The 18,144-nt window shown below is 64.9% G+C and carries 12 protein-coding genes; 9 read left to right on the forward strand and 3 right to left on the reverse strand.

Annotated features, from left to right (window positions below; genetic code table 11):
• Nucleotides 1-97: 97 nt before the first annotated feature.
• From mutM to gyrB, 7 genes are all read left to right on the forward strand, one after another.
• Nucleotides 98-979, forward strand: coding sequence for a bifunctional DNA-formamidopyrimidine glycosylase/DNA-(apurinic or apyrimidinic site) lyase (gene mutM / locus KIO74_RS14835; RefSeq protein ID WP_213332616.1), 882 nt, complete (start codon nt 98-100; stop codon nt 977-979).
• A 234-nt stretch (nt 980-1,213) separates the two neighbouring features.
• On the forward strand, nt 1,214-1,480 hold the full coding sequence (gene rpsT / locus KIO74_RS14840; RefSeq protein ID WP_213332617.1) for a 30S ribosomal protein S20: 267 nt from the start codon (nt 1,214-1,216) through the stop codon (nt 1,478-1,480).
• A 1,083-nt stretch (nt 1,481-2,563) separates the two neighbouring features.
• Nucleotides 2,564-4,048 (forward strand): chromosomal replication initiator protein DnaA, encoded by a 1,485-nt coding sequence (gene dnaA, locus KIO74_RS14845; RefSeq protein WP_249730997.1) that lies wholly within the window; start codon nt 2,564-2,566, stop codon nt 4,046-4,048.
• Between the two features lie 177 nt (nt 4,049-4,225).
• Nucleotides 4,226-5,347 carry a DNA polymerase III subunit beta gene (dnaN, locus tag KIO74_RS14850; protein WP_213332619.1) on the forward strand — a complete coding sequence of 374 codons (1,122 nt, stop codon included), beginning with the start codon at nt 4,226-4,228 and terminating at the stop codon, nt 5,345-5,347.
• 222 nt (nt 5,348-5,569) lie between these two features.
• Nucleotides 5,570-6,733, forward strand: coding sequence for a DNA replication/repair protein RecF (recF, locus tag KIO74_RS14855; protein ID WP_213335303.1), 1,164 nt, complete (start codon nt 5,570-5,572; stop codon nt 6,731-6,733).
• A gap of 117 nt (nt 6,734-6,850) precedes the next feature.
• A complete protein-coding gene (locus KIO74_RS14860) occupies nt 6,851-7,480 on the forward strand; it encodes a LysE family translocator (protein ID WP_213332620.1) in 630 nt (209 codons plus the stop codon).
• A gap of 132 nt (nt 7,481-7,612) precedes the next feature.
• Nucleotides 7,613-10,039, forward strand: coding sequence for a DNA topoisomerase (ATP-hydrolyzing) subunit B (gene gyrB, locus KIO74_RS14865; protein WP_213332621.1), 2,427 nt, complete (start codon nt 7,613-7,615; stop codon nt 10,037-10,039).
• Nucleotides 10,040-10,048: 9 nt separating this feature from the next.
• Here gyrB and KIO74_RS14870 read toward each other — a convergent pair whose 3' ends face one another.
• Both KIO74_RS14870 and KIO74_RS14875 read right to left on the reverse strand, forming a co-directional pair.
• Complete coding sequence (locus KIO74_RS14870) at nt 10,049-10,858, reverse strand: hypothetical protein (protein WP_249730999.1); 810 nt, start codon at nt 10,856-10,858, stop codon at nt 10,049-10,051.
• A 26-nt stretch (nt 10,859-10,884) separates the two neighbouring features.
• Complete coding sequence (locus tag KIO74_RS14875) at nt 10,885-12,300, reverse strand: sodium:proton antiporter (RefSeq protein WP_249731000.1); 1,416 nt, start codon at nt 12,298-12,300, stop codon at nt 10,885-10,887.
• A gap of 202 nt (nt 12,301-12,502) precedes the next feature.
• On the opposite strand from KIO74_RS14875, the gene KIO74_RS14880 reads away from it, so the two are divergent.
• The gene (locus KIO74_RS14880; RefSeq protein ID WP_213332622.1) at nt 12,503-13,300 is read left to right on the forward strand and encodes a class II glutamine amidotransferase; all 798 of its coding nucleotides are present in this window, start codon (nt 12,503-12,505) and stop codon (nt 13,298-13,300) included.
• Here the strand turns inward: KIO74_RS14880 and KIO74_RS14885 are convergent.
• Nucleotides 13,283-15,133: a potassium/proton antiporter gene (locus KIO74_RS14885; protein ID WP_213332623.1), complete on the reverse strand. Its 1,851-nt coding sequence runs from the start codon at nt 15,131-15,133 to the stop codon at nt 13,283-13,285. The genes KIO74_RS14880 and KIO74_RS14885 overlap by 18 nt on opposite strands.
• A 705-nt stretch (nt 15,134-15,838) precedes the next feature.
• On the opposite strand from KIO74_RS14885, the gene KIO74_RS14890 reads away from it, so the two are divergent.
• A complete protein-coding gene (locus tag KIO74_RS14890) occupies nt 15,839-17,968 on the forward strand; it encodes a PBP1A family penicillin-binding protein (RefSeq protein ID WP_213335312.1) in 2,130 nt (709 codons plus the stop codon).
• Nucleotides 17,969-18,144: the final 176 nt, after the last annotated feature.

Below are 18,144 nucleotides of genomic sequence, written 5' to 3' on the forward strand. Positions count from 1 at the left end.
GGGGCGAGCGACCGCTCTGGCATCAGCCCTCGCCGCTTGCTATCTGTGACAAATCTTTTAGTGAACGCCGCGAGAGAGCGGCGCACCAGGACTGTCTATGCCCGAGCTTCCTGAAGTTGAAACCGTCAGGCGCGGCCTCGAACCGGCCATGGTCGGCACGGTGATCACCGCTGTTGAACAGCGACGCCCGAACCTGCGCTTTCCCTTTCCCGCGAACTTTCCGGACAGGCTGCGCGACCAAAGCGTTATCGGTCTTGGGCGGCGCGCCAAATATCTTCTGGCTGATCTCTCAAGCGGCGATGTCCTCATCATGCATCTTGGAATGAGCGGCCGCTTTCTCATCGAGGCGAAGGACGAGCGCAGTAGGCCCGGTGTGTATCATTATGAGGCCGGCGGCGACCGTCGCCATGACCACGTGGTGTTCCACCTCGGCAACGGGCTGACCGTCACATACAATGACGCGCGGCGCTTTGGCTTCATGGTCCTCGTACCGCGCGCCGAGCTGCTTCAGCATCCGTTGATCGCCAAACTCGGCATCGAGCCTCTGGGCAATGAACTGGATGCCGAGTTGCTTGCCCGCCTGATGGCCGGGCGGCAAGCCCCCTTGAAAGCCGCCCTGATGGATCAGGGGCTGATTTCCGGTCTCGGCAACATCTACGTCTGCGAGGCGCTGCATCGGGCCGGGCTTTCACCGGCTCGCGCCGCGGGCTCGCTCGTCACAACAGCCGGCCGGCCGACGGCTGGCGCCCGGCGGCTGGCGATAGCGATCCGTGACGTCCTGTCCGAGGCGGTCGCAGCCGGCGGTTCCAGCCTGCGCGACTATGCGCAGCCGAACGGCTCGCTCGGCTATTTCCAGCATGGCTTCCGGGTCTATGACCGGGAGCACGAGCCCTGCCCGACGCCCGGCTGCCGTGGCACGATCGCGCGGATGACCCAGGCCGGGCGCTCGACGTTCTTCTGCGCGAGCTGCCAGCGGTGAGAGACCGCCATCACAGGTCCGTCCGTGGGGCTTCCGGCTATTCCGCGTGCCCGGCGTCCGACTTGAAGAAGAATGCAAGACGAGCGTTGACGCTTGAGCCGCGACACCGTATAAGCCGCCCATCAGGATGGGTGGCGTTCGGCGCTGCCCTCTTTCACTGTTAACAACTGCCGATCCCGATCGCTCGCCGCTACTGGTCGCGCGGACAGATCGGGGACGATCAAGAGGTTAGAGATGGCTAATACCGCGTCGGCCAAGAAAGCGGCTCGCAAGATTGCACGCCGCACGGCCGTGAATAAGGCGCGTAAGAGCCGCGTCCGCACCTTCCTCCGCCGTGTTGAGGAAGCCATCGGCAGCGGCGATCAGGCCGCCGCCGCGGTGGCCCTGCGTTCGGCCGAGCCCGAGTTGATGCGCGCCGCTCAGAAGGGCGTCGTGCATAAGAACACCGCGTCGCGCAAGGTCTCTCGCTTGGCGAGCCGCATCAAGGCGCTCAGCGCTTAATCGATACTCTTCGATTGCTTTGAAAAGCCCGGCTTTTGCCGGGCTTTTTTTATTTCCCGCCGCCGAATACGCATTTCGCGCACTACATGCTTGCCTTTTACTCTTGACAAGCGATCCCCGCATCAGGGGCATCTTGCAAACCCAACCGCGCAGATAAAACGCCGTCAGAACAGATCCTTAGCAGGCAAAGGGTGTGAGGGGGGGCGAATCTGTCCATCCGGGTGGGAAGGAGGGCGACCGATCGTGTCGCAAATCGCTTCCCCAGGGTGGCGATTAAGCTTGAGCGGAGCCATTACGAAAACCGAGCATCAACAACAATTTACACTGTTTGCAAGCCAGCCTGCAGCCACCGCGACTCGCCGATAGGTGAGCTTTGGCGCCTCCACAACCGTTTGATGTGTTGCGCCCGCCCAAGCGGGTGTCGTAGTGTTAGCGGACTTGAGGCTTTCGCCTTGAGGCCTTCAGCGGGAAAGTTGGAAGAATTCAACCTCTTTTTCAGGAGGGGGCGGTGTTTTTTGTCTGTTCAACAGCTGTCAGGTCGCTCTATATACAGCCTGCGACCTCTGCTTATCGAGCAGTGTGGAAAGCATCGTTACAGATTATGCCGGTGTTATGCGGCTTCGTTATTCTGTAAAGTTCTCTGTTGCTGCGCACCTGGTCCCGTTGACTCTGCGTAATTTCGAAACAGTCTCCGCACGCCTCTTGTTGCGTACCTTTTTAAGGGCAGGCGCGGCTTAAGGTTTGTTCGTTGGAGATCCAACAGCGGCGCAATCGTCGATTGTGCCGTGGGGATGGTTTGCGCTCAGAGGTCGGGCGTTAAAACAAAAAAAGGAGCTGCGGTCGATGTATAAGGCGAACGAAGGGACGAAACTCGCCGGAGAACGTGGAAGCCCTGAAAAGGGCCCTTTGTCCGGGCAGGGTTTACGGCCTTCGGAGGCCTTATCGGCAACGGCTCGTGGCCCCGGTATCAGTCCGGGCGGCCTTGGTGATCCCCTCAAAGGAAGCGCCAAGGTCGCGAATGGTTTGGGATCGAGTATCTTGGGAAGTGGTGCGTTGGGAAGTGGTGCGTTGGGAATGGGTGGCATGGGAGCAGCGGTGGTGAGCACGAACGCCGTTGGCGATCAGCCGGTATTCGGTGAGCCATGGACACGTGTGCGGCGTCGGCTGCGTGTCGAGCTCGGGGAAGATGTTTTCACGAGCTGGTTCGGGCGTCTTGAGCTGGATGGAGTGACCGAGGGCGTCGCCCGGCTCACCGTTCCGACGCGCTTCCTCAAGAGCTGGATCGAGTCCCATTATGCAGACCGTGTCCTCAACCTGTTCCGCGCCGAATGCGCTGAGGTAACCCGTCTCGCCCTATCCGTTCGCGGCTCGGTGAACCGTGACGCGATCACCCCCGCGCGGCCGGCGGAGCCGCCGGCGCCACGACCGGCAGCCGTGCGGGAGGGATTTGCCGAGACGAGCATCGCGCCGCCTGTTTTCGAGAAGCCGGTTGCAGTGACCGCTACCCAGCGTGGCGAAAGCTCGGATCTCACGGGCAATCCTCTCGACAGCCGCCTGACGTTCGAGTCCTTCATTGTCGGCCGGTCCAACGCGCTTGCCCATGCTGCGGCCGAGCGGGTGGCGCGCGACGACGGCGCGACCCCGCTTTATAATCCGCTTTATCTCCATGCCGGCGTCGGCCTCGGCAAGACGCATTTGATCCAGGCGGTGGCCCACGAGGCCCAGCGCTGCGGGAAGCGGGTCATCTATCTCACAGCCGATCGCTTCATGTATGGCTTCGTCGCCGCCCTGAAGGCCCAGACCGCGCTTGCCTTCAAGGAAAAGCTGCGCGGCATCGACCTTCTCGTCATCGACGACGTGCAGTTCCTGCAGGGCAAATCCATCCAGCAGGAATTCGGCCACACCATCAATGCCCTGCTTGATGCCGGGCGACAGATCGTGGTGGCCGCGGATCGTCCTCCCGCTGACCTTGAGGCCCTCGACGAGCGTGTCTGCTCGCGCCTTGCCGGCGGGCTCGTGGTTGAGATGGCCTCGCTGGACGAGGAGCTGCGCAACCGCATCCTGATGGCCCGGATCGCGGCGGTGCAATCCGTCCATCCGGCGTTCTCGGTGCCGGCGCCGGTCGTTTCCTACGTGGCCCGCGTGATCACCACCAACGGCCGCGACCTCGACGGTGCCGTCAACCGGCTGCTCGCGCATTCCACCCTCTCGGGGTCGGAGATGTCGCTGGAGACAGCCGAGGCAGCCATCCGCGATCTCGTCCGCACCAAGGACCCCAAACGCGTCAAGATCGAGGACATCCAGAAGCTGGTCGCCAGCCGGTACAACGTCTCGCGCGCCGATATCCTGTCCGAGCGTAGGACGGCGGCGGTAGTCAAGCCGCGCCAGATCGCGATGTATCTGTCCAAGATTCTGACCCTGCGCTCCCTGCCGGAAATCGGCCGGCGCTTCGGCGGGCGCGACCACACCACCGTGCTGCATGCGGTGCGGAAGATCGAAAAGGCCGTCGGTGACGACAGCGCATTGAACGAAGAGGTCGAGCTCCTGAAGCGCATGCTGCAGGAGTAAGTCTCCCGGAATGCGGCCCATGCCCATGGGCCGCCGCCCGGAACCGTGGCTTGTTAACAAGTGCCCTTGCGAAAGCGCTGGCGAGACGGCATTGTGCCTGCCCACCCGTTGGGCGGGCCGGTTTCTTTCCAGCCTGTTCTGCACGGGACATTGCGTTAGAGAGAAACGGAACGTTCGATGAAGGTCACCGTCGAACGGGCGACACTTTTGAAGTCGCTCGGTCATGTCCATCGCGTCGTCGAGCGGCGCACAACGATTCCGATCCTGTCCAACGTCCTCCTGAAGGGCGTGGCCGGTCAGCTTAGCCTGAAGGCAACCGATCTCGACCTCGAGGTGACGGAAACCCTGGCCGCCGATGTCGAAGTCGAGGGCGCCACAACGGTCCCGGCCCACGTCATCTACGACATCGTGCGCAAGCTGCCCGACGGCGCGCAGGTCTCGCTGGAAACCACAGGCGACGGAACGCAGATGCTGATGCGCGCCGGACGCTCGCGTTTCAACCTGCAGGCCCTGCCTGAAAGCGATTTTCCCGATCTCGCGGCGGGCGACCTACCGCATCGGTTCAGTCTGCCCGGCATCGAATTGAAGCGCCTTATCGACAAGTCGCAGTTCGCGATCTCGACGGAAGAGACGCGCTACTATCTCAACGGCATCTTCATTCACACGATCGAGGCGGAACCCGGCGCGACCGTGCTGCGCGCTGTGGCGACCGATGGCCATCGCCTCGCACGCGTCGACGTGCCGGCGCCGGCCGGATCCGTCGGCATGCCCGGCGTCATCCTGCCGCGCAAGGCCGTCGCCGAGATCCAGAAGCTGCTCGATGGCCTGGAAGCGGAAATCACCGTCGAGCTGTCGCCAGCCAAGGTGCGGCTGACGATCGGCGCCGTGGTTCTGACGTCGAAGCTGATCGACGGGACTTTCCCGGACTATCAGCGGGTCATCCCGGCCAACAATGACAAGCAGCTCGTCGTGGATCGCGACGTGTTCAGCGCGGCGGTCGATCGTGTATCGACCATTTCATCTGAGCGCGGGCGCGCGGTGAAGCTCGCCCTCAGCGACGGCCGCATGGTTCTTTCGGTCACCAACCCGGACTCAGGCAGCGCGACCGAGGAGCTCGAAGTCGACTATGAGGCAGGAGGTCTCGATATCGGCTTCAACGCGCGCTATCTCCTCGATATCACGAGCCAGCTCGACGGCGACACGGCCCTGTTCAAACTGGCGGACGCCGGTTCGCCGACACTCGTGCAGGATCGCGAGGGGGCAGCGGCTCTCTATGTGCTGATGCCGATGCGGGTCTGACCGCAGGGGCATCGCGCGCAAGGATCGGAACGACCTTGCGTGGGGAACGGCAGCCTGACGGGTCGGGGCGTTTTTCTCAGCCAGATCAGACTGTCAGGCGGCGCGATACCCGCGGCGAAGCGATTGACACATGTGGCTTCTGGCCGGCGACATGTGGACTGAGCGAGGCGGCGGTTCTTGAACGCCGCCAGATGTAGCCAGGCAAACTGTGGGGACGCGACCATTCAGGAGCTCGCGACGGCTCCGCGCGTGAAGCGCCTCATACTTGCGGATTTCCGCAGCTATGCGGACCTCCATCTCGACGTCGGCGAAGCGCCACTGGTGGCGCTCGTCGGCGACAATGGCGCGGGCAAGACCAATCTCATCGAGGCGCTGTCGCTGTTCACGCCCGGGCGTGGGTTACGCAGGGCTGACTTCAGCGAGCTCGCACGCCTTGGCGGACGCGGCGGCTTTGCGGTGTCCGCCACGCTGGCATCAGCTTTTGACGAGATTCGTCTGGGTATCGGCAGTGAACCAACGGCTGACGGCGGCGCGGGCCGCAAATGCCGGGTCGATGGCACGGCGGTGGCGTCCGCTTCAGCCTTCGCGGAGTATGTGCGAGTCGTCTGGCTGACACCGGCTCTCGACGGGCTCTTTTCCGGGGCCGCGGGTGATCGCCGCCGTTTCCTCGATCGCCTCGTTCTGGCCGTCGACGCAGGCCACGGTACACGCGTCAACGCCTTCGAGAAGGCGATGCGCGGCCGCAACCGGCTGCTCGCGGAGGATGCTCCCCACCGGGCGTGGCTCGATGCGGTGGAGCGGGAGGTGGCTGAACTCGGCGTCGCCGTTGCCGCCGCGCGCGCGGAAACGGTGGCGCGGCTCGCCGCGCTGATCGAAGCGACCCGCGATGACGCCTCTCCCTTTCCCTCGGCCGAACTGCGACTGGAAGGCGAAATCGAGGCGATGGTCAACACGACCGCCGCCGTCGAGGTCGAGGATCACTATCGCCGCCTGCTGCGTGACGGCCGGGCGCGCGACAAGGCCGCCGGCCGCACGCTGGCAGGCCCGCAGACCAGCGAACTCGTGGTGCACCATCGCGCGAAGGCGATGCCCGCCGGCCAATGCTCGACCGGCGAGCAGAAGGCGCTGCTGATCGGGCTCGTGCTCGCCCATGCCCGCCTCGTCGCGACCATGAGCGGGATCGCGCCGCTGGTGCTCATGGATGAGGTCGCAGCCCATCTCGATCCACGCCGACGCGCCGCGCTCTACCGGGAATTGGGCGCGCTGGGGTCCCAAGTCTGGATGACTGGCGCCGACCCCGCGCTGTTCGCCGACCTGCCGGACGGCTCAGTACGTTTCCTGGTGGCTTCCGGCGTGGTAACACGTTACGCCGCAACAGAAATTTGACTTTCCGCCCAGCAGCCGCACCTGCGAATCACGCCTTCGCGCCGCGTATCATTTCTGCTATGAGCAGCATCAACGTTTTTGGCTTTCTATGCCCCGATATCGTGAGACGCTGAGACAATGTCCGGCCTTGACCTGATCAGCCTTGCCGTTTTCGCCAGCGTGCTCGCCGCCGCGGGCGCTTCGCCGGGACCGGCGGTCGCGGCGATTCTCGCGCGGGTGCTGGCGCGCGGGGCGACGGGCGTCGCTCCCTTCCTTGCCGGCCTTATTGTCGGAGATGTAGTCTGGCTGGCGGCCGCGGTGCTCGGACTCGCCGTCGTGGCTCAGACATTCCACGAACTCTTCCTCGTCATCCGTTATCTCGGCGCCGCCTATCTGCTCTGGCTGGCGTGGAAGCTCTGGTTCGCGCCGGTTTCGGCCGCGCCGGGGACCTCCGCGCACGCCGGCCCCGGCGAAAGGGGCGCGCGCGCTTTCATCGGCGGCCTGATGCTGACGCTCGGCAACCCTAAGACCATGATGTTCTATCTCGCGCTCTTGCCCAATATCATTAATCTGGCGGATGTTCGTCTTTTGGCCTTCGTCGAACTCGCCGCCGTCATCGTCGCCGTCCTGACCGGCGTGTTCACCGGCTATGTGCTTCTGGCGACACGTGTTCGCCGGCTTTTCACCTCGCCGCGCGCCATGCGCTGGCTTAACCGGGGCAGCGGAACCGTGATGGCCGGCGCGGCCGTTGCGGTCGCAACGCGATAAAGCCGCATTCTCAAGGGAAAAGTGCCCGCGCGGGCGTGAAATCTCACGCCCGAATGATTAGATTTATGCTGTCGAATCAAAGGCTGCGGTGCGATCGCGGCAGTGCTTCCCGATATCGGATTGGACCCATCCATGGCTGAACCCGCCCGCGACGTGAACGAAGAGTCCTATGGCGCCGATTCTATCAAGGTGCTCAAAGGCCTCGATGCCGTCCGCAAGCGCCCAGGCATGTATATCGGCGACACCGATGACGGCTCAGGCCTCCACCACATGGTGTACGAGGTCGTCGACAACGCCATCGACGAGGCGCTCGCGGGCCATGCGACACGGGTCACCGTGACGCTGAATGCCGACGGCTCGGTCACGGTTTCCGACAATGGTCGCGGCATCCCCACCGATATTCATCCCGGCGAGGGCATTTCAGCGGCCGAGGTCATCATGACTCAGCTCCATGCGGGCGGGAAATTCGACCAGAACTCCTACAAGGTCTCCGGCGGCCTGCACGGCGTCGGCGTGTCGGTGGTCAACGCGCTGTCAACCTGGCTGAAGGTGCGCATCTGGCGCGGAGGCAAGGAGCATTTCGTCGAGTTTAATCACGGCAACGCGGTGGCGCCGCTCGCCGTTGTCGGCGAAGCCCCGCAGGACAAGCGTGGCACCGAGGTCTCCTTCCTCGCATCGCCCGAAACCTTCACCATGGTGGAATACGACTATGCCACCCTGGAGCACCGCCTGCGTGAACTGGCGTTCCTCAACTCAGGCGTGCGCATCGTCCTGACGGACAACCGCCACGCGGAGCGCAAGGTCGAGGAGTTGTTCTACGAGGGGGGCGTGGAAGCCTTCGTCCACTATCTCGACCGCGCGAAAACCTCCCTCCTCGGCAAGCCGATCGTGATCCGTGGCGAGCGCGACGGCGTCGGTGTCGAGGTCGCCCTGTGGTGGAACGACAGCTACCACGAGAATGTGCTGGTCTTCACGAACAACATTCCCCAGCGGGACGGCGGAACGCATCTTGCCGGCTTCCGTGGCGCTCTCACGCGCCAGATCACCGGCTATGCCGAAAGTTCCGGCCTTTCCAAGAAGGAGAAGGTCGGCCTCACCGGCGACGATTGCCGTGAAGGCCTGACCGCGGTTGTTTCCGTTAAGGTGCCTGATCCGAAATTCTCGTCGCAGACTAAGGACAAGCTGGTGTCGTCGGAGGTCCGGCCGGCCGTCGAGGGCGTCCTCAACGAAGCGCTCGCGATCTGGCTGGAGGAGAACCCGTCCGAAGCCAAGACCGTCGTCGGCAAGGTGGTGGAAGCGGCGGCCGCCCGCGAGGCCGCCCGCAAGGCGCGCGAGCTGACGCGGCGCAAGGGAGCGCTCGACATCGCCTCCCTCCCCGGCAAGCTCGCCGACTGCCAGGAGCGCGACCCGGCTAAGGCCGAACTCTTCATCGTCGAGGGTGACTCGGCCGGCGGCTCCGCCAAGCAGGGCCGCAACCGCGAATATCAGGCCGTGTTGCCGCTGCGCGGCAAGATCCTCAATGTGGAGCGCGCGCGCTTCGACAAGATGCTGTCCTCGGAGCAGATCGGCACGCTGATCACCGCGCTGGGCACAGGTATCGGCCGCGAGGATTTCAACGCCGACAAGCTGCGCTACCACAAGATCATCATCATGACGGACGCGGACGTGGACGGAAGCCACATCCGCACCCTGCTGCTTACCTTCTTCTTCCGGCAGATGCCGGAACTGATCGAGCGGGGGCACATCTTCATCGCCCAGCCGCCGCTCTACAAGGTCACGCGCGGCAAGTCCCAGCAGTATCTCAAGGACGAACGCGCGCTTGAGGACTACCTCATCGAGGGCGGGCTCGACGGCGCCCTGCTGCGATTCGCGAATGGCGAGGAGCGCGCAGGGCTCGACCTGAGGGCTCTGGTGGACGAGTCGCGGCTCGTCCGGCACATCCTCAGCAACCTCCACACCCGCTACGACCGCGCCGTCGTGGAGCAAGCCGCCATCGCCGGCGCGTTGCGCCCACAGGTGGCTGAAGAGCCGGAAGCCGCGAATGAGGCCGCCGCTTTTATCGCGCGCCGTCTCGACGCTATGGCCGAGGAAACGGAACGTGGCTGGGAAGGCCGCGCCGAGGCGGGCGGCTTCGTTTTCAGCCGCATCGTTCGCGGCGTGAAGCAGGTGGCAAGTCTCGATGCCGCGCTGCTTGCCTCGTCCGAGGCCCGGAAGCTCGACGAGCATGCAGCCAGCCTGCAGGCCTACGCTCACCCCTCGAAGCTCATTCGCCGCAATGAGGAGATCGGCGTGGACGGGCCGATCAGCCTGTTCAACGCGGTGGCGACGACAGGGCGCAAGGGCATCCAGCTGCAGCGCTACAAGGGCCTCGGGGAGATGAACCCCGACCAGCTCTGGTCCACCACGCTCGATCGCGACGTGCGCTCGCTGCTGCAGGTGAAGGTGAAGGAAGTCACCGACGCCGACGACATCTTCGTCAAGCTGATGGGTGACACGGTGGAGCCGCGCCGCGAGTTCATTCAGGCGAACGCGCTGAATGTCGCGAACCTCGACGTCTGAGGCAGCGTTCTAACGGTCACTCGGCCGCCGGAAGGCGAGCACCTTGTCGGTATAGGTCTCGACGACGACACTGAAGGGCGTGCCATCGGGCACGCTCAGGACGGCCTCATGCCGTATGACCTCGGTCGGAATGGCAAGAGCGCCTGCGACGATCTCCGGGGTTTGCACAGGCCGTCTCACCATTTCCCACCCATCCGGAAGCGGCGTCCAGAGCAGGCGCGCCGACAGGGTGCGGCGTCGGAACTGCAGCGCTTGCACCGCTCGTCCGAAGGCCGTGTCGGTCTCATCGAGCAACCGGTTCATCTCCGGCGTGAGCCGGGCTGGCACATACCAGTTGTCGGCCTCCGACAGCACGAAATCACCGCACACGAGCTGGACACGCCGATAACGGACGGGCTCTGCCTCCCCCACCCCGAGCGTCTGCCTGATCGCCGCCGTCGCCGCCTTGTCGGCGCCGCGCACCAGACGCGCGACCACGCGCGCCGGCGAGGCGAGCTGGTGTCGGGCGCACCAGCGCTCCAGCGTCAACGTGGCGCTTGGGTTGCTGAGGAGTTCGGCATTGAGGGTCTGCAACAGCGCCAGCGCTTCCAGACGGCTCACGAAGTCGTCCTCCCCCGAGAACGTCCGCGTCGGCGCGATGCTCTCGGCCCGAACCGGCCCGGCCGCCAGCACAAGCGCGACGCCAACCCCCAGCGCGGTGCACTCGACGGCGTGTCTGGCCGTTGTCCTCGCGGCCTTTCTTACTGTGAGCCTGGCGGCCTTTTCCGCGGCGGTCCCCACCTCGGCCATCGCCTGGAGCAGCTTGCGAGATTTCGCCATTGGCCGTCCAAACATGACCGCTCACCTCACAGATAGAACAACACCGTCACCAGCAGGAACACGGGAATCAGGATGCCGCCCGACCATAGCATGTAGCCGAAGAAGCTCGGCATCTTGACGCCGCGATGGCGGGCGATGGCATAGACCATGAAATTCGGCGCATTCCCGATATAGGTATTGGCCCCCATGAAGACGGCACCGGCGGAGATCGCCGTCAAGGTCAGCGCGCCCTCGCGCATGAGGTGCTGGGCGTCGCCGCCCGCCAGCTCAAAGAAGACGAGATAGGTCGGCGCGTTGTCGAGGAACGAGGAGAGGAGCCCGGTCAGCCAGAAATAGGCCACCGGCACGGGTTCACCCGTTGGCGCGGTCACGAGGCTGACCAACGGCGCGAATGCGCCGGACGAGCCGGCTCGCAACATCGCCATCACCGGGATCATGCAGGTGAAGATCGCGGCGAAAAGCTTGGCGACCTCGAGGATGGGGCCCCAGCTGAAGCCATTGGCCTGGCGGATGCCTTGCCGGGTCAGCGCAAGCGAGGCCAGCGCCACCAGCACGAACACGACATCGCGCAGCACATTCTGCAACTCGACCCGCGCGCCGGGGAGATCGAAGGTGATGCCCGGCTTCCAGGTCGCGCTGACGAGAACAGCCGCAATGATCACGCCAATCAGGCCGAAGTTCGCCAGGCCCTCGACCCCGAGGCGGCTTTCGGGGGTCGGATCGCGCAACCGGGGACCGATGTCCTCGCGCTTGTAGAGGCGCCAATCCAGCAGGAAGAACACCACGAGCAGGATAGCCACCAAGAGCAGCGTCTCGGGCAGGAGATGCTGCGTCGTCCAGAAGAAATCCACCCCGCGCAGGAAGCCCAGGAAGAGCGGCGGATCACCGAGCGGCGTCAGCGAACCGCCGATATTGGCGACAAGGAAGATGAAGAATACGACGACATGCACATTGTGCCGACGGTCATCGTTCGCGCGCAACAGAGGTCGTATCAGCACCATGGCGGCGCCCGTCGTGCCGATGACGCTGGCGAGGCCTGCCCCGATGGCGAGGATGGCGGTGTTCGTGCCCGGACTACCGCGCAGGTTGCCGCGAACCAGAATGCCACCGGCGCAGGTGAACAGCGCGAAGAGCAGCGCGATGAACGGGACATATTCGAGGAGCGCCGTATGGATGAGTGCTTCGAAGGCGACATCCGCGCCCTTGATCAAGGCGAGGGGGAGCGCCGTTAAAATACCCCAGACAAGCGCGATCTTGCCATAATGATGCTCCCAAACATGGGCAAAAAGCAGCGGTCCAAGGGCGATCGACAGGAGGATCCCGACAAAGGGCGTGGCCCAAAGCAGCGCCAACGACGAGCCATCGAGTTCGGCGGCGGTGGCTGGAAACGTGCTGGCCAGGAAAACAGCCGCGCTCGCTGCTACGATTATGCCCCTTTTCAAGGCGCCCTCTTGTTCTGATCGCTGTTTGATGCCGGCATTGCCGCAAGCTTAGCGGCTACTCTGGTTAAGGCTTTCGTGAGACGCTGGCAACAAGACAGCGTGATTCGCGATCATGGAGGCCCGCAGGACGACGCCGCGCATGGCGGCGAGCGCCTGTCGAGGTTTGGTTCTGCCGCGCTGACGCGCGAAAGGGTCCGTTGGAATGTGCCGCTTTCTTGCTTACCACGGTGAACCGGTGCTGCTGGAGGATCTGATCTGCGCCTCCGACCATTCGCTCATCCACCAGTCTCTGCATGCCATGGAATGCAAGACGGAAACCAACGGGGACGGCTTCGGGCTGGGCTGGTATGGCGAGCGGCCGACCCCCGGCATCTTTCGTGATCTGCGACCGGCGTGGTCCGACGAAAATCTGCGATCGCTCTGCGCGCAGGTGCGCTCGCCCCTGTTCTTCGCCCATGTGCGCGCGGCGACCGGTACCGCGACGAGCCGGGCCAACTGCCACCCCTTTTCCCATGGCCCATGGCTGTTCATGCATAACGGCCAGATCGGCGACTACGTCCGCATCAAGCGCCAGCTCGAGGCCGCCCTTCCCGACAGCCTCTATGACATGCGCCAGGGGACGACCGATTCCGAGGTCCTGTTCCTGCTGACGCTGGCGCGCATCGAGACCGGCATGGCGCCGAGGGAAGCGCTTACCGATGTTCTCGCCCTCGTGAAGAGCACCATGCTCACGGCCGGCATCACCACGCCGCTGCGTTTCACCGCCACGCTTTCAGACGGTCAGACCACCTGGGCCGTGCGCACCGCCTGCGACGACCACCCGCCCAGCCTTTACATGCTCGCCCGGCCAAAGGCCGTCATTTTCGCGTCCGAACCTTTGGAAATGCGCCGGGAGGGCTGGCAAGCCCTGCCTCCCCATTCGATCGCCGTCGTGACGCACGGCAAGGATGCGATGGTCTCCCCCTTCGCGATAACAGCGCCTTCACGGAACGCGGCCTGATCGACGGCGGTGTACAACCTCCGCGATGCGATTGGCCGTGCGTTGCGCGGCGATACGGATCCGCGCGAGCGTGGGCGCGACGATCCGCGACTGCGCGAGAGGCGCATCCTCGGCGGTATCACCAACGATGAGCGCGATTGCCGTCACGACGCCATCACGCACGCTGCGGGCGATCAGGGTGATGTTGCCGATGTCTAGACGATCGCCTTCGCGTACGCCCTCCTCGAAGGTATCGGCGAACATCGCGCCCAAGGTCAGGCCCTGAAGGCCCTCATCCGGCTCGACGCCGTAAGCGCTGGCGAGATCCGCGAATTTGATGTCCGGCGAAAAGGTGAACACGGCCGACATGGCACGGCTCTGGTGCCCTTCGAAGGCAGCGAACAAGCGGTCCAGCCGCCGGATGCGATCCGGTGGGACCAGGAAATAGCCGTAGTCGCCGACGCTGAGCACGCCCGCCTCCTCCGGCGTCAGCACGGAATCGTTGCGCACGATCAGGACCGCGCGCGCCCAGGACGGCAAGGTTCCCCGCTGGATAACGGGACTGTCGGCGAGCAGCGGGTAGCCGACCATCTCGAGATCAACCTTGCCCGGCAGGTCTATCTCCACGCGGCTGATCTCCGGAGCCGGATCAGCGAGGGCGACGCCCGTGTGACGCGCCACGAAGGCTACGCTCCAGCCCTGCACGAGCAGCGAGACCAGCACGACGAAGAAGGCCACGTTGAAATAGAGCTCCGCGTCCGGCACCTGCGTCAGCTGGGGAATCGCGGCCAGGAAGATCGATACGGCGCCCCGCAGGCCGACCCAGGAGACGAAGGTCTTTTCCTGGCGGCTGAAGCGGAATGGCGTCAGGCAGAGCCACACCGCCACGGGGCGGCCGACCAGCATGAGAAAAGCCGCGACGGCGAGCGCGGGCAAGGCATGCGCCATCAGCCTCTCGGGCGAGACGAGCAGGCCGAGGACGAGAAACATGACGATCTGGCAGAGCCATGTCGCCGCGTCGTGGAAGCTCAGGATCGAGGCGAAGGCGCGCACGGGACGGTTGCCGACGACGAGACCGGCGAGATAGACGGCAATGAAGCCCGAGCCATCAAGAATACCGGCGAGCCCGTAGATCATCACGGCGAGCGAGATGACGAACAGCGGGTGGAGGCCAGCCGGCAGGGTGACGCGATTGATGAGCCAGGCGATGGCGAGCCCGCCCCCGATGCCAAGGCCTCCGCCGATCAGGCATTGGCGCATCAGATGCAGCGGGATGTTGGCGATCTCCGAATCAAGCCCGGCATGTCCCTGCGCCCCGATAAGGGTAACGAGCAGCACCACCAGGAAGACGGCGACGGGATCGTTGGTCGCCGATTCGACCTCGATGGTGGCATTCACCCGGCGCCTGAGCTGCAGTCCTCGCGCCCGCATGAGAAAGAAAACAGCGGCTGCGTCGGTGGACGCGACGATCGAGCCGGTCAGGAAACCCTGCAGATAATTCAGGTTGAGGAGCGGCATAGCCACAAGACCGGTGAGCCCGGCCGTGATGACGACGCCGACCGTGGCGAGCAGGATCGCCGGAGCCGCACCGCCGCGCACGCTCGCGAGCCGGGTGCGGAGCCCGCCGTCGAACAGGATGATGGCCAACGCCAGCGAGCCAATGAGATACATGGCCCGGTAGTCGTCGAAGAGGATGCCGCCGGGGCCGGCCTCGCCCGCCACCATGCCGATCAGGATGAAGACCAGCAACAAGGGGGCGCCAAAACGCGAGGCCATCAGGCTGGACAAAATGCCAATGGCCACAAGCCCGGCGCCGCCGAAGAGCAGCGAGTTGACAAAAATGATCGTGTTCATTCGGCCCTGCAACTCCGGGCCGGACGGACTAGGATACAGCCATATGTCGACTCGGGGATTGATATGCTGCGGCACGGAAACGCCTCGCGCAAGCAGCAAGGTCACACCGTTTCAAGAAACTTCATCAGCACCGGGCATTCCGGGTAACAGCCCCTTAATCTGCCACATTTACGATGCCTTTCGTGGATTGTCGGAAATGTAAGGTGAATTCGTGCGCCATGCGCGGGACCGCCTTGCCTGCGCCGGCGGACGAGCCGATAGGAGCCATGCGCCTGGTCAACGGCGGGGACAATGGTAGCGACCGTGCAACGGCCCGGACGCACCGGTATCAATGCTCGAGGACAGGACATGCGGGACTTCGACCGCCGCGGGCACGACCCGGATGATGAGGCGGATTCTTACCACGATCAGCGCTCACGGGGGCTTGAGGCGCGCCGCCGGCAGGAGCCGCGCGGGAATGCCCGGTCCGGTTTCGCGCGCGAAGAGCGCGTCTACGGGGGACACAGCGATATCGTGCTATCGCCCGGCGATCGGCCCGGCGGGTCAGTCCGCGATCATGAGTCCCGGGACCGCGCGTCGGGGCCACGGAGCCGCAAGGCCGAGCGCGCGACGCAATCGGATGGACGCAGGGAGCCTTCGTTCGCTGCCGACACCGGTTTCGGAGCTCCACAGCGATTCGCGGGGGCGCCGGATTTCGACGTCACCATGATGAGCGACGACAGAGGTGCCGACCCCGGCGACTACAGCCGCACCGAGGATAGTACGATGGCAGCGTCCCCGCGTAAGAAGGGTGGTTCCGGTGGCGGCAACGGCCGCGGTGGCCGTGGCGGCGGAGCTGGAAAAGGACGGAAACGGCGGAAGCGGTCTTTCCTCGGGCGCCTTTTCGGCCTCTTCATCGTGCTCGCCGTGTGGTGCGTCGTCGGACTTGCCGGTGTCGTGGCGTATCACTTCGCGCAGCTGCCCCCCATGTCGGAACTCACCGTTCCGAAGCGCCCCCCCAATGTCGCCATCATGGCGGCGGACGGCTCGCTGCTCGCCAACCGCGGCGACACGGGCGGCCAGACCATCGCCATCCACGACTTGCCGCCCTATCTGCCCATGGCCTTCCTCGCCATCGAGGACAGGCGCTTTTACAGCCATTTCGGCGTTGATCCCGTCGGTATCGCCCGTGCGGCCTTCCGCAACGTCAGCAGCCGTGGCGTGGCACAGGGCGGCTCGACACTGACCCAGCAGCTCGCCAAGAACATGTTCCTGACACAGGAACGGACCCTTTCGCGCAAGATCCAGGAAGCGATCCTCGCGCTCTGGCTTGAGCAGACCTACACCAAGGACCAGATCCTCGAGCTTTATCTCAACCGTGTCTATTTCGGTGCCGGCGCCTATGGCGTCGAGGCGGCCGCGCTGCGTTATTTCGGAAAGCACGCGAGCGAGGTCTCGCTCGCCGAAGCCGCGATGCTCGCCGGCCTGGTTCAGGCGCCGTCCCGTCTCGCGCCGAGCCGCAACCCGCAGGCCGCGCGGGCCCGCGCGGAGGTCGTGCTCGGGGCCATGGTCGATGGCGGCTTCATCACCGAGAAGGCCGCCAAAGCCGCAGTCCTCGCCCCCGCGACGGCCGTGAAGGCCAAGGGCGCCGGCTCGGCCAACTATGCCGCCGATTATGTGATGGATGTGCTCGACGACTATGTTGGCAAAGTCGACATGGACATCGTCGTGGAGACCACGATCGACAACCGCCTGCAGGCTGCCGGCGAGCGCGCGCTGGTCGAGGAGCTCGATCAGAAGGGTGCCAAGTACAAGGCGAGCCAGGGCGCGCTCGTGTCACTGGCGACCGATGGGGCCATCCGCGCGCTGATCGGCGGACGGAATTATTCCGACAGCCAGTTCAACCGCGCGACCACGGCGAAGCGGCAGCCGGGATCCTCGTTCAAGGCCTTCGTCTATCTCGCCGCCCTTGAGAACGGCCTGACGCCGGACACGGTGCGGGAGGACTCGCCCATCAATATCCGTGGCTGGCAACCGGCGAACGCGAACCGGCGCTATAACGGCCCGATCACGCTCGCCACGGCGCTCGCCTATTCCATCAACACCGTTGCGGTGAAACTCGCGGTGGAGATGGGCCCGCGCGCCGTGGTCCGCACCGCCCAGCGGCTCGGCATTACCTCGTCGCTGCAGGCCAATCCGTCGATCGCGCTCGGCACCTCGGAGGTCACGCCGATCGAGCTCGTCGCGGCCTTCGACGCCTTCGCCAACGGTGGCATCGGCGTCATCCCCTATGCGGTGAAGACCGTTAAATCGGCTGACGGCAAGGTGCTGTACAAGCGCACCGCCGTCGATCTCGGCCGCGTCATCGAGCCCGCGCAACTCGGCATGATGAACGGCATGCTGCGCGAGGCCGTCACCATCGGCACCGCCAAGGGCGCCCAGCTCCCGGGCTGGGAAGTGGCCGGCAAGACAGGCACGTCGCAGGATTACCGCGATGCGTGGTTCATCGGCTTCACCGGCAAGGGCGTCACCGGCGTGTGGATCGGCAATGACGACAACTCGCCGACCAAGCGTGCCTCCGGCGGCAACCTGCCCGTCGAGGTCTGGAGCCGCTACATGAAAGTCGCCATCCAGGGCGAGAAGCCGGTGCCGCTGCCAGGCATCCGCTACCAGCCGTCGACGCCGAACTACCAGTCCATGGGTGGGGAGATGGCAGCGAACCAGGGCGTGACGGCTGAGGATGAAGTGACACTGGTGCCGCCCGGCTCCGTGGGCGGCGACCGTCTGGCAGCCCAGCCGCAACAGCGCCAGCCGCCACGCCAGCGCGGCCTGCTGGAGCAGTTGTTCGGCGGCTGAAACCTCGGGGCCGTTTGATCACTGAGGTTCAGTTGCGGGCCCCGCGCTTGCGACCCGCCGCGATCCCTCCCCTCAAGGGAGGGTGGCCTCGCGCCAGCGAGGTCGGGTGGGGCTCACCCCAACCACCAGGCTCTCACATTGAAAGGTCCCCACCCGGCGCTGCGGCGCCACCCTCC

Origin of the sequence: Chelatococcus sp. HY11 (assembly GCF_018398335.1) — a bacterium.
Lineage (GTDB): Bacteria > Pseudomonadota > Alphaproteobacteria > Rhizobiales > Beijerinckiaceae > Chelatococcus.